Annotated in this window: 12 protein-coding genes; all 12 read right to left on the bottom strand. The window is 69.6% G+C overall.

Annotated elements, in window-relative coordinates; genetic code table 11:
- Nucleotides 1-66 precede the first annotated feature (66 nt).
- A complete protein-coding gene (locus ACT6S0_RS08165; RefSeq protein ID WP_444763399.1) occupies nucleotides 67-1,821 on the bottom strand; it encodes a secretin N-terminal domain-containing protein in 1,755 nt (584 codons plus the stop codon).
- Nucleotides 1,818-2,225, bottom strand: a complete 408-nt coding sequence (locus ACT6S0_RS08170) for a hypothetical protein (protein WP_444763400.1) — start codon at nucleotides 2,223-2,225, stop codon at nucleotides 1,818-1,820. Before ACT6S0_RS08170 ends, ACT6S0_RS08165 begins: the two co-directional genes overlap by 4 nt.
- Complete coding sequence (locus ACT6S0_RS08175; protein ID WP_444763401.1) at nucleotides 2,222-2,944, bottom strand: hypothetical protein; 723 nt, start codon at nucleotides 2,942-2,944, stop codon at nucleotides 2,222-2,224. Before ACT6S0_RS08175 ends, ACT6S0_RS08170 begins: the two co-directional genes overlap by 4 nt.
- Complete coding sequence (locus ACT6S0_RS08180) at nucleotides 2,941-3,618, bottom strand: hypothetical protein (protein WP_444763402.1); 678 nt, start codon at nucleotides 3,616-3,618, stop codon at nucleotides 2,941-2,943. Before ACT6S0_RS08180 ends, ACT6S0_RS08175 begins: the two co-directional genes overlap by 4 nt.
- A gap of 3 nt (nucleotides 3,619-3,621) precedes the next feature.
- A complete protein-coding gene (locus ACT6S0_RS08185) occupies nucleotides 3,622-4,611 on the bottom strand; it encodes a hypothetical protein (protein ID WP_444763403.1) in 990 nt (329 codons plus the stop codon).
- Complete coding sequence (locus ACT6S0_RS08190; protein WP_444763404.1) at nucleotides 4,611-8,234, bottom strand: DUF6701 domain-containing protein; 3,624 nt, start codon at nucleotides 8,232-8,234, stop codon at nucleotides 4,611-4,613. The genes ACT6S0_RS08185 and ACT6S0_RS08190 overlap by 1 nt, the downstream gene beginning before the upstream one ends.
- The gene (locus ACT6S0_RS08195; protein ID WP_444763405.1) at nucleotides 8,207-8,692 is read right to left on the bottom strand and encodes an agglutinin biogenesis protein MshP; all 486 of its coding nucleotides are present in this window, start codon (nucleotides 8,690-8,692) and stop codon (nucleotides 8,207-8,209) included. Before ACT6S0_RS08195 ends, ACT6S0_RS08190 begins: the two co-directional genes overlap by 28 nt.
- Nucleotides 8,689-9,480 carry a type II secretion system protein gene (locus ACT6S0_RS08200; protein WP_444763406.1) on the bottom strand — a complete coding sequence of 264 codons (792 nt, stop codon included), beginning with the start codon at nucleotides 9,478-9,480 and terminating at the stop codon, nucleotides 8,689-8,691. Before ACT6S0_RS08200 ends, ACT6S0_RS08195 begins: the two co-directional genes overlap by 4 nt.
- Before the next feature lies 1 nt (nucleotide 9,481).
- Nucleotides 9,482-10,042: a type IV pilus modification PilV family protein gene (locus tag ACT6S0_RS08205; RefSeq protein ID WP_444763407.1), complete on the bottom strand. Its 561-nt coding sequence runs from the start codon at nucleotides 10,040-10,042 to the stop codon at nucleotides 9,482-9,484.
- Between the two features lie 37 nt (nucleotides 10,043-10,079).
- Nucleotides 10,080-10,535: a pilus assembly FimT family protein gene (locus ACT6S0_RS08210; protein WP_444763408.1), complete on the bottom strand. Its 456-nt coding sequence runs from the start codon at nucleotides 10,533-10,535 to the stop codon at nucleotides 10,080-10,082.
- The gene (locus tag ACT6S0_RS08215) at nucleotides 10,535-10,933 is read right to left on the bottom strand and encodes a type II secretion system protein (RefSeq protein ID WP_444763409.1); all 399 of its coding nucleotides are present in this window, start codon (nucleotides 10,931-10,933) and stop codon (nucleotides 10,535-10,537) included. Before ACT6S0_RS08215 ends, ACT6S0_RS08210 begins: the two co-directional genes overlap by 1 nt.
- A gap of 149 nt (nucleotides 10,934-11,082) precedes the next feature.
- Entirely contained in the window at nucleotides 11,083-12,312 is a 1,230-nt protein-coding gene (locus ACT6S0_RS08220; protein ID WP_444763410.1) for a type II secretion system F family protein, read from the bottom strand.
- Nucleotides 12,313-12,404: the final 92 nt, after the last annotated feature.

Genomic DNA, 12,404 nt, shown 5'->3' on the forward strand with positions numbered 1-12,404 from the left:
GTCGCCGCAAGCACCGGTTCAAGCGCTGTGCATCGAGGCTGACCATGCGGCCGATTCTAGGTGGCCTCAGTCGGGGCGCGTCTCGCCGTCCAGGCGGATGACGCGTCTCGAACGCGTCTCGGTGTCGCTCAGAGACTCGCTGACCAGGCGGTTGTGCTGCTGCCAGTCTTCCGCGCTGCGGATGATGCTGGGCTTGATCAGCACGACCAGCTCGCGCTTGCGGCCGTTGTTGGCGCGGTTGCCGAACAGCATGGATGTCAGCGGGTTGCTGTCCGCACCGGGCAGGCCGGAGCCGCGTCGCGAGGCTTCCATCTGCATCAGGCCGCCGATGGCGACGATGTGGCCATCGGGGATGCGCACGACGGTGTCGCTTTCGTTGATGTTGGCGCTGGCCAGCGGCAGGCGGAAGTTGCCCACCGAACCCAGGTCGACCTGCTTGACCTTCTCGGTCACGCTGGACACCGACGGATGGACATGCAGCGTGATCATGTCGGCGGCGTCGATCTGCGGCGTCACGTCCAGCGCAATGCCGCTGAAGAAGGGTGTCAGCGTCAGCGTCGGGATCTGGTTGGTGGTGCCGTTCGTGCCGGTGTTGCTGGCATTGCTGCCGCTGTTGCTGCCACTGATGCCGGTGATGAAGTAGTCGTCGGTGCCGACCTTGAGCACGGCCTTCTGGTTGTTCAGCGTCGCGATGCGCGGGCTGGACAGGATCTGCGTGTCGCCATGGCTCTCGATGAAGCTCAGCAGCGCCTGGAAGCCGCCGCGTGCCAGCGCCAGGCCGAAGGTGCCCCCACCGGACGAGGGCAGGGGAATGAGGTCCGGCCAGGCGGGCTGCTGTGTGCCGGTGGACAGCACCGGCAGGCCGCGCGAATTGCTGACCAGCGGGTTGATGATGCTGCCGACGCCGCTCGGGATCGACGGGTTGACGCTGGTCTGGCCGATGGCGCCGCGGTCGCCGATGCGCGACCAGTCGATGCCGCTCTGGTAGCCCTCGCGCAGCTCGACCTCGACGATCTTGGCCTCCAGCATGACCTGGCGCTCCACGGCGATGCGCGTGGCCTTCAGCCAGGCTTCGACATGGCGCAGCTCGTCGGGCATGGCCCGCACCGCGACCGTGCCGGACTGCGGGCTGGTGATGACGGTGCGCCCCTCACCGCTGCCGACCAGCGCCTTCAGCGCGATGTTGGTCTCGCTCCAGAAGTCGTTGGAGACCTTGGTGCTCAGCTGGCTGCTCTCCTGCTGCTGCACGGTGGTCGTGCTGCCGCCGGTGGCTGTGCCGGTGGCGCCGTTCTGGCTGCCGGCTGGTGCGGCGCCCGAGCTGACGCGCACTTCGCTGCGGCCGCTGCGCTGGTGGGCCAGCGCGTTGATCGTGAAGACGCGCGTCTGCAGCGTCGGCGGGAAGACGGTGACGCGGCGGCCCTCGATGGCGTAGTCGAAGCCGTAGACATCGCGGATGGCGTCCAGCGATTCGCGCAGCGTGACGCCCTTGAGCGTGACGGACAGCTGGCCCGACACGCTGGGGTGCACCAGCATGCTGTAGCGGGTGTCGCTGACCAGGGACAGGAAGACATCGCGCGCCGGCGCGCCGTTGACGATGAGGTCAAAGCGCGGCTCGGGCTGCAGGGTGGGTGCCGGCATGGGCTGGGTCTGGGCTGCGGGTGCTGCGGCCGAGGCTGCCGGAGCGGCCGGCAGGGCCCGCTGGGCCTGCAGCTCTTCGCGCAGCGCCTGGCTGGGCTGGGCGACGCGCAGCGGCTTGTCGGCACAGCCGGCTAGCAGCACCGCGGCGCTGAGCAGCAAAAGACGGGGAACGGCGGCCTTCATGGCTTCTCCTTGGATTTCCTGGCGTCGGAGGCCGCCCGGGCCGGCGGCTCGGGGCGTTTCTCGACGTCGCCGTACAGCGGCTCGCGCCTGACCTGACCGGCCTGGCGCAGCCACACGGCTTGTTCGGTGATGCGCTCGATCCGTGCGCCGTCGAGCTGCTGGCCGACGGCGTAGCGCCGGCCGCGCTGCACGACATAGGCCCGGCCATCGGCAAAGACGACCTGCCGGACGGCCCGGTCGGCCGGCTCGGCGCCGGATGCCGCCGAAGCGGGCGAGGCAGCGGCCATCGCGCTGCGCAAGGCCGGCGGCCAGGCCGTCGGGTCGCGCGCGCCGTGACCGGCGATGTCGTCGGCGGCGTGGGCGAACGGCGCCGCCAGCAGCAGGGCGATCAGCGTCGTTCTCATGGCTGCACCTTCAGCAGATGGATGCGGGCCAGCAGCCGCGGCGTCTCGCCCGGGCCGCCGCTGCTCAGGCGCATCTCGCCCCAGCGCAACGCCGGCAGCTCGGCTTCGAGTGCCTGCACATAGCGCTGGATGTCGCGGTAGCTGCCCTGAACGTGCAGTTCCACCCCCTGCCAGCTCATGCCCGGCATGCGGGGTGGCGCGGCGCGGGATGAGCCTGGCGCCGAGGCCGCTGCCGAGGGCAGGGCGACGGGGGCGTCGTCCAGCAGCGTCAGGCGCTCCAGCACCAGGCCGGGCTGCCGCGCCAGCAGGCGCTGCAGTACGACGGACAGGCCCTCGGCCGGGTTGACGGTGCTGGCCTGGCGCAGGGCAGCGTCGAGTCGCAGGCGCTCCGCCTTGGCGGCGTCGAGCTGGGCCTGCAATTGCGCCGCCGGCGTGCTGGCGCTGATGCGGCTGGCCGCCACGAATTGCTCGCGCAACTGGCCCACCTCGGCCACCTCCTTGGCCTGCGCCTGGCTGCGCAGCTTGGCACGCGCGGCCTGGGGCGACAGCACCAGCGTGTCGAACAACAGCGCCAGCACGGCGACGAGGCTGAGGAAGAGGAAGGCGCGCTCGCGCAGGCTGAGCGCGTCGATGCGCTTGGCCTGGCGGTCCCAGCGCGCCCGCAGCGGGGCCAGTCGGCGGCGCAGCAGCGCCAGGTCGATGGTGGTCTGTGCCTTCATGGCGCGCCTTCCGTGGCGGCGCTGGCCGCCTGGGCCGGCGCGCTGACGACGCGGAAGGCCCACACCGGCAGGCGGCTGTTGGCCAGGGAGCTGTCGCTCGCCAGCAGCGGGTTGCTGCCCGCCTCGGTGCCGGGCGCGCCGAGGCGTTCGACGCGCAGTGCCGCCAGTTGCTGGCCGGCCAGCAGCGGGTGGGCGGCCAGCCGGCCCAGCCAGGGTCGCAGCACCGTGGTGTCGAGCGTGCCGCCCAGCAGCTCGACGCGCCCGGGCGCATAGCGCAGCTCGCTGAGCCAAGCGGCCTCGGGCAGGCTGCGCGCCACCAGGCTCAGCAGGTCGGAATGGCGCTGGCCCGCGGCGTCGGCACCCAGGGCCTGCAGCAGCAAGAGGCGCTCGGCATTGCCGGTCTCCAGCGGCAGCAGCTGCCGTTGCACGGTGGCGGCATCCACCGGCGCCGGCAGTGACGCGCTGGCCACCAGCAGGGACTGTCGCTCGACCGCGAGCTGGGCGAGCAGCGCCTGATGCCGGCCCTCGGCACTGCGGTCGCGTTGCTGCAGCCACAGCGCCGCCGCCAGGCCGGCCAGCAGCAGCAGGCCCGTCGCCTGCAGCAAGGTCAGCGCCGAGAAGTAGCGCTTGGGTGCCAGCAGGATGGGCGTGAGCAGGTTGATTTGCTGGGGCATTGATCAGAGCTTCTTCCGGACGTCGGTGCGCAGTGCGGCGCCCAGCAGCGGCAGGCAGGCGGCGAGCGCTTCGCCCGCCGGGCCCTCGGGCGGCGGCGCCTCGGCGGCAAAGGCGGCCAGCGCATCCAGCGCGACGGTGCGCTGGCCCAGCTCGCGCTGGATCAGCGTGGCGACCTCGGGGCCGTGCTCGGCGGTGATGACATAGAGCCGCGCCAGCGGCAGCTCGGGCCAGCTGCGCTCCCACACATCGATGGAGCGCTGCAGCTCGACGACCAGCGGCGACTCCTGCGTGCCGGGTGCATCGAAGGCGCCACCGGGCTGGTACTCGAAGCCCAGCGGCATCTCGGCGGAGGCCGCCTCGCTTTGCTCGCCGCGGGCACGGGCGAGCAGGCCGGCGTCGCCCTCGAGGCGACGCGTGTAGAACAGTTCGTCACCGGCACAGACGATCAGCAGGCAGTGGCGCGCGTCAATGAATACGGCCGCGCAGGCGCGCGCGGCCAGGTCGTCGGCGCGGGCCTGCCGGGCCAGCAGATTGCGCAGCGCCGTCTCCCAGACGTCGACGACGCTGATCTGGTCGCTGATGCCGACCGCACCCGTCGTCAGCGCCTTGATCGCGCTGTTGCGCGCGGCGATGACGAAGAGCTGGCGCTGGGCGCGCTCGACGTCGCCGCCGACATGCATCACGTCCAGCGTCAGCTCGGCCACATCGACATCCACCATCTCCTTGATCTGCCAGCGGGCGGCGGCCTTGAGTTCCTCTTGCGGCACATTGGGTGTGTCGACCTTGAGGATCTGGTAGTCGGCCGGGTCGAGCAGGGCGATGGCGTCGCCCGCGGGGACAGGTCTTGCCTCGGCGAGCAGGCCCCAGCGCAGCAGCCGCACGGGCTCGTCATCGTCAGGTGGGCCGTCGGTCAGCACGAAGGCATGCTGGCTGCCGACGCGGCGCAGCAGCAGGCGCTGGCCGCTGCGGCGGGGGGACCAGGGAAAACGCATCAGTAGTTCTCTCGCTGGAAGACGATGCCGTCGCTGCCGCGATAGAGGCCCCAGGTGGCGCGCGCGCCAGGGTCGCTGGTGGCGGCGTTGCCGCACCAGGCACCGCGCAGGGCGGCCAGGTTGGCGCCGGTCGTGGCCGGTGTTGCCGCCGTCCAGTTGCTGGCAGTCTTGAGGCAGGACTGGTCGGTCGGGCTGGCGCCAGTGCCCAAGGCGATGGCGATATCCATGCTTCCCACACGGTTGCCGCCCGGTGCCGACAGCGTGATGAAGCTGCTGCCCGCGGGGTTGACGGTGACTGTGTTGGGATTCATGACCGCGTCGGCGGCGGTGAGCGTCTTGCGGAAGTTGCCGAAGCTCAGGTTGGCTGAGGTCACGCGGGTACAGGCATCCAGGTCGTTGATCTTGAAGGTGGTGCTGCCGCTGTCCCAGTACTGGGCCATCAGCGGCAGGATCAGCCGCCGGTTGGCGGCGCTCATGCCATTCTGTAGGCGCAGCCGACCATAGCGCAGGGGGATTTGCCCGAGCAGGGCGCGGTCGGCAACGTTGGCGGGGGCATCGGTGTCGAGGTTCAAGGCCAGCATGGTGACGTTGTCACCGTCCACCGGTGCGATGCCGAACCGGGCGTTGTCGAAGGGGCCCACAGGCGCGTTGCCGCGCAGCATGTTGAGCGTGAAGCTGACATTGGCCACGCCCGCACTCCAGGTGCCGGCGCCATTGCCGACGGTGTACTGCGCCGGCTTGAACATCGTGGTGCCCGAGATGCCCGCCAGGTTGAGATTGGCCGGTGTCGAGGCGACGAGCTTGGCGAAGCTGCCGCTGTAGTTCTGCGTCGTTGCGCCGGCCGCGTTCTGGGCCGTCAGCGTAAAGGCGATGCCAATGTCTTCGCCGAGGTAGCTGTAGGTCGAGGCCGGCGTGCAGGCCAGCGCGCTGCGGTGGGTGGCCGCAAAGGCGCTGGCGACGAAGCCGGCGGGGATGAAACGCCCGATGCGGCTTTGCTGCGCGCCGCTGGCATTGAAGACGACCGCGTCCAGCGCCAGGCCGCTGGACAGGAAGTTGCCGACGACCGCCGTGGTGTTGAGCTGGAAGCTGCCGACCTCGCTGTAGGCCAGGTTGTTGACGGTGACCGTGCCGCCTGAGAAGCCGCTGATGACACCGTTGCTCAGGTTGCCCAGCACGCCGCCGCTGGCCGGTACGGGCGTTTGCGACAGCGCCAGGGGCAACAGGTTGACGCTGCTGTTGAAGCTCGCGGTGAGGCCGCCCGCGCTGACCTGGGCCAGCGTCGCTGCAGCGTCGGGCACGCCGTCGCTGCCGCTGTCGGCCGCCGCCGCCCAGCGGTAGGCGCCCACGGTGGCCGAGAAGGGCGCGCCGGCCTTGCCGAAGACGGCATCGGCCGGGTTGCCCAGGCCGGGGTTGCCGGTGCCCGCCAGTGTCAGGCCGCTGACGACGATGGCAAAAGGCCGCACGACCAGGTCGCCGATGCCGCCGCTGATCGTCGTGCTGGCATAGGTCAGGGAGTCGTCATCGAGGTTGAGCGTGTATTTGCCGATGTCGGTCGTGGTCAGGTTGAGCGTGGCCACGCCCGCCGTGAAGGCCAGGGCGAGGTTGTTGCTGGCCGGGCGGCTGGCCGGCAGGGCCAGCGCCGGGCTGGCGATGCCGGGCGCCGCCCAGGGGCCGCCGCTGTCGGTGCGCCAGAGCTTCATGTTGCGCGTGCCGCTGAAGTCCGTGGCGATGCCGCAGCTGCCGGTGGCCGGGTCCTTCTTGATGAGCGAGACCTGCAGGTCGTGCGGGCGGCCGGCAACGACGATGTTGCTGCCGGCGATCCTGCCGGCCAGGTCCTCGGTCCACACGAAGGCGTTGTCGTTGAACTGGATGGCGGCAGACGTGCTGGTCGTGCCCGGCGTGATGCTGTCCACCGCGGTGAGCCGCACGGCCTGGGCCAGGCTGTGCGTGAGCTGCAGCCGGGCCACGCCCTGGTCGGTGGCCACGAAGGTGTAGCTTGCGTTGCCACTGTTGCCGGTGCCCGGGGTCAGTGTGCCCAGGGGCGTCGGGCCGGAACCCTTGGACCAGTCGCCACGGCCGCTGGATGTGCTGAGGTTGACGGTGCCGGCATAGCCGGTCATGACGGTGTTGCAGGCGGCATCGCTGCAGGCCCGCACGATGACGGCCGTGGCCGCGCAGGTGCTGCCGGCCGTGGCGGCCGGCACCGCCTCGACATGGTCCAGCGGCGGCGGGCAGGCATGGGTGGGCGCCATGTCGGCCGTCAGCTCCAGCGCACTGATTTCGTAGTTGTAGACCCGCATCTCGTCCAGCGTGCCGTTGGCCGAGCGGTTGCTGCCATTGGTCGGGATGGCGGTGCTGCGGTTGTCGCCGATGAAGAGGCTGCCGATGCTGTTGTCCAGGCTGCCGGTCGTCGTGCCGCTGGCGGCGCCGACCTGCACGCCGTTGATGTAGATGCGCAGGCTGCTCTGCCCGCTGCCGGCGGCCAGGCGCCAGCTGACGGCAATATGCCTCCAGCTGCCCGCGGTGACCGCCTGCGCGCCGGTAACGGCCGAGAGCACGACGCCGTTGCCATCGCTGAGCGTCGCGCGCAGAGAACCATCGCTCTGGCGCACCAGGAAGAAGGGCCGGCTGGCCGATGTCGTCGCGTCCAGCAGCATGGCCGCAGAGTTGTTCCAGGCCGTGTTGGCGGCATACCAGAAGGTCACGGCGCCCGCATCGCCGAGGGCGGAATTGACGTCCAGCAGAGTGTCGATGGCCTGGCTGGCGCTGCTCGTGTCGGCGGGAATGCTCAGGCCGCGGCAGACGTAGCCGCCGGCCACCGTCGTCGCCGAGCCCACTCCCACGCCGTGGTTGCTGTTGGTGGTGCTGTCAACGACCTCGCCGACCCGGCCGCTGTAGCTGAATTCATCAAAGCGGTACTCGGCCCGGCGCGTGGGCGTGCCGTTGGGGACAAACCAGCGGATGGCGCTGCCGTTGGCGTTGTAGCCGCTGTTGTAGGAGTACTGCGTGTAATCGCTGGCGCTGACCTGCACGCCGATGGTGGCCCGCGAGCCGGTGGCATTGGCGTTTCCGTACTGGAATTTGAACTCGCCGTTTTCGTACAGGATGATCTGGAAGGTGTAGGGCGTGCTGGTGTTGTACTGGTAGACGCCGTTCCAGGAAACCACGACATAACGGTTCGGTGCGGTGCCCTTTTGCTCCCAGCTGACGCCGCCGCTGCCGGCGCGGCTGGGGTCCAGGTCGGTCCAGTAGGCCAGGATGACGTTGGTGGTGGGCCCTGCCGCACAGCCACTTCTTGCCGCGGCTGCAGCGGCGGGCAAGGTGGTGTTGGTGAAGGTTCGAAAGAAGCCCGTGTCGGTGCCGAACTGCAGGCCGCCGTTCGTCAGCACGCGCGCCGAGGTGTAGGCCGTGCCGGCGAAGGTGAACTTGAAACCCCCTGTGAAGCTGATGGTGGCCTTGTCGTCATCGCCGGGGTAGCCGGTGCAGCTGCGGTCCCAGCTGAGCGCGGTGGCAGCGCTTTCCCAGGCAAAGCTGTCGCTGCGGAAGGTGTAGCTGGACGCGGCCTTGGCCAGGCCGCACAGCAAAGCGAGGCCAATCAGCAGGAGACAGCGGGCGGTGTGCATGTCGTGATGGAGAGGGTGCGGCTGAGTTGACGCTCGGCATAGGCGGGCTGGTTGGTCCCACCGTTGGGGCAGGCGCCGGCGCTGCTGATGTTGCAGGCGGTGGCCTGCAAGACATAAAACGACAGCTGTTGGCTGCCGTCTACAGCGGTGCCGGCGCCTGGCGTGCGGGCGCAGCTGACCGTCACGGTGAAGCCCGTCAGCTGGTCGGGCAGGGCAATGCTCTTGGTGGCGAAGCAGGCCGGCTGCGGCGTGGGGCCGCGCCGGATCTGGTAGCTGCCCCATTCGAGGCCGGCCAGCGCCGCCTGGTAGGCCTTGGCTGCGGCCAGCTCGCCGGCCGAGCCGAGCTGCTGGCGCTGGCTCAGCGAGGCCAGCGCCGCGCCCATGGCGGCCAGGGCCACCAGGATGAAGAGCATGGACATCATCGTGAAGCCACGGTGCCCGCGTGCTGGGCGCGTCATGGCAAGTTGTCCACGTGGACGGCATGGTGCAGGGTCACGCTTTCGCCCTGGTCCGTCAGCGTGAGCTGGACGCTGACGAGTGCGTAGCGGGCCGCGACGGCAGCGGGGTCGTAGCCGAACCTGCAGGCCGACACCTTGCGCGCCAGCACGGCGCTGCTGCCGCCCGCGGGCGGGTCGGGTTGCGCGGCGTTGAAGCCATAGCCGGTGTAGCGGGTCAGGGTCCCGGCGCTCAGGTCGCAGCGATAGCTGACCGGCGGCTCGATGGCGTAGACGCGGAAGGGTGGCGCCTGCAGCGCATTGGGCAAGGGTGCGCCGCCGATGCCGATGCTGCTGGCATTGCCCGCCGCATTGTTGGCCGTGCGGACGTTGCCGAGCGTGTAGGCGTCGGCGTCGGGGATGCCGGCGCCGAGGTTGTACCAGGCCAGTTGCTGGCTGGCGCGGCTGAGCCTGAGCGGCGGGCCGACGATGTCGAAGCTGGCGTCTGCGGCACCGAACATCAGGGTGTCGCCCGACTCGTTCGCATAACGCGCCGCGCCGCTGACCGGGATCAGCTCCAGGCTGAGCGCGCTGGCCGACACCCGGGCGCTGTTGGGCAGGGCCAGGCTGAGGTCGCGGGCGATGCGGCGCAGGGCGGTGTCGGCCTGGTCGCCGAGCTGGGCACGCGCGGCACTGGCGAAATAGGCCGTGGTGGCCGGCACGATGAAGACCGACACGACGGTGATGACCACGCCCGTGATGGCAATGACCATCACCGACTCGATCAACGTGAAGCCGCGCTCAGCCCGCATCTCAATCCGCTGCCGTGGGGGCAAAGCGCGTTCGCCAGCCTTGCAGGCTGATGACGTCGCCGCCGGGCGCGGTGACGGTGACGGTGATCTTGAGGGCCTCGCCGCCCGCGCCGATGCTGTCTAACGCTGCCGCCGCCACGGCCACCGAGGCGCCGTAGCCACCCAGCCCGGCGACGGCCGTGTTCGTGATGTCGCGGATGCCGCTCATCGAGAAGCCGGCGTAGTCGTTGACGTTGTTGAAGGGGTTGGCGGCGTTGTAGCGGGTCTGCCCAGCCTCGGGGCCGCTGACCTCCACCGAGCTGCAGTCGCCGGTGCCGGTGGCCGTCTCGACATTGGGATCGTTGGGGTCGCACCAGGTGAAGGGCATCAGCATCACCTCGCGCAGCAGGGACTCGGCGATGGCGAGCTGCTGGCGGCGGATCATGGGGTCGGCGCTGGCGGCCGTGGCGGTGACGAAGACCTTGAGCATGGCGCTCAGGGCGATGCCGACGACGACGACGAAGAGCAGCAGCTCGATCAGGGTCAGGCCGCGCACGCGCAGCCCGCGGCGCATGGCGTACATGGGCGAAATGCTAGCCGGGCCACCCATGGTCAAAGCCTCAAGGTGTCGGGTAGATCAGGCCCGTATCCGCTTCGATGCGGTAGGCCTGGCTGTAGCTGCCATAGGCCACGGTGACGGTCATGGCAGCACCCGTGCCGGTGGCGGTCGCGCCGCTGTTGGCGCTGTTGAAGGTGACGCTGCGGCTGCCGCCCTCGGCGATGCAGGGGCTCTCGGTGGCCGGGCAGGGCAGGGTGTCGATCAGGGCGCCGCCCGCGTAGGCCCAGTTGATGCCGCTGCCGGTGATGGTGGCGACGATGGGCCGGCGCTGCTGCAGCGCCAGCCTCAGCATGGCCTGGTGGCGCGACTGGAAATCGTCGCCAAAGGTACGCAGCCGCCACAGCGTCGTGTCCACCACCTTGGGAAGGGCGAACACCGCCAGGGCGGCTGTGATCACGATGACGAGGATGAGCTCGATCAGCGTGAAGCCCGCGACGGTGCGCGGGGTCAGGAGCATCAGAGGTTGGTGCCGGTGACGGTGAAGTTGGCCGTCTTGCTGTTACCCGTCAGCACGCAGGTCGATACGGTGACGTCGGGGCCAGCGGGGCTGTCCGTCGTGACGCTGAAGCCGGTGGGCAGCGGCGCTTGGAGGGCACCGACGACGTCGGAGCACTTGGCCACCACGACGGTCTTGTTGGTCGAAGCGCTACCCGACTCACCCTTGGCCTTGCGGCTGGCGTAGTTGATCGCCGACGCCGAGCTCAGCGCACCTGCGACGCCGTTGACGGCGGCCTGCTTGGCATCTTCATCGACATCGACGAACTTGGGCAGCGCGACCGCGGCCAGCACGCCGAGGATGACGATGACCATCACCAGTTCGATCAGGGTGAAGCCAGCTTGCTGAGACTTGTTCATGGAGGTCTTCCTGCGCTCACAGCGCTCTGGTCCGGGATGCCGGCACTATCGGCCAGCCCCGCGGCCACAAGGAGTGAAAAGCGCACGGGTTGCGCGGGCGTGACGACTTGCGTGTGCTATCCGTTGCAAGCTTCACACGCCGGCCGGGGTCAACGGCCCTGCGTCGCCTGGCCCAGGTTCCACAGCGGCAGGAAAACGCCCAGCGCCAGCACCAGCACCAGCGCACCGATGATGGCCAGCAGGATGGGTTCGATGGCCGCCGACAGGCCCTTGATGGCGTAGTCGGTCTCGCGCTCGTACATCTGGGCGATCTCGGTCATCAGCGTGTCGAGCTCACCGGTCTCCTCGCCCACCGCGATCATCTGCAGCACGATGGGCGTGAACACGCCGGTGGCGGTGGCGCAGCGCGAGATGCTTTCGCCCCGCTCCACGCCGTCGCGCATCTGCTCGATGCGTGCGCCGATGTAGGCGTTGTCGACCGTCTGCGCCACCACCGTCATGGCCTGGCTGATGGGCACACCCGAGCTGCTGGCCAGCGCAAAGCTGCGCGCAAAGCGGGCCAGCGTGGCCTTGAGCACGATGTTGCCGGCAATGGGCAGGCGCAGCTTGAAGCGGTCCCAGGTGTAGCGGCCGCCCGGCGTGGCGATCCAGTTGCGCCAGGCCAGCGCAGACCCGATGCCGGCGGCGAGCACCAGCGGCCACCACTTCACCGTCCAGGTCGAGAAGCCAAGCAGGATGCGCGTCATCAGCGGCAGCTCGGTCTTGAAGTGGGCGAAGACGTCGGCGAACTTCGGCAGCACGAAGAGGTTGATGACGACCAGCGCGATGCCCATGGCCAGCATGACCATGATGGGATAGCGCAGCGCCTGCTTGATGCGGGCGCGGATGTCGATCTCGAACTCGAGGTGCTCGGCCAGGCGCTGGAACACCTCGGTCAGCTTGCCCGTCAGCTCGCCGACGCGGGTCATGGCGATGAAGAAGGGGCTGAAGACGGTGGGGTGGCGGGCGAAGGCGGTGGCCAGCTCGCGGCCCTGGTCGAGGCTGGCGCGCACGTCCTGCAGCAGGCTGACGATGGCGGGGTGGGTGGTCGACGCCTCCAGGCCGGCCAGCGAGCGCAGGATGGGCACGCCGGCCTTCTGCAGGGTGTACATCTGGCGCGTCAGCACCAGGGTGTCGTCCATGGTGATGGACCTGGCGAGCAGGGCTTCCAGCCAGTTGCTGCCGCCAGCGACGCTGACGGCCTCGGTCGTGGCCTCGATGCTGACCGGCACGACGCCGCCCGACATCAACTGGGCTGCGACGGCGTCGCTGCTGGCGGCATCGACGATGCCTTCGACCAGTTCGCCGCGGCCGTTGCGGCCCTTGAAGGCGAAGTTCACGTCAGCAGTCCACGGTGGTGCCTCGTGGCACTTGAATTGCAACCACAGAGGCACAGAGGCACGGAGAAGAAGGACTCATGGATCTCCTCTGT

Origin of the sequence: Roseateles sp. (assembly GCF_052436255.1) — a bacterium.
GTDB lineage: Bacteria > Pseudomonadota > Gammaproteobacteria > Burkholderiales > Burkholderiaceae_C > Pelomonas.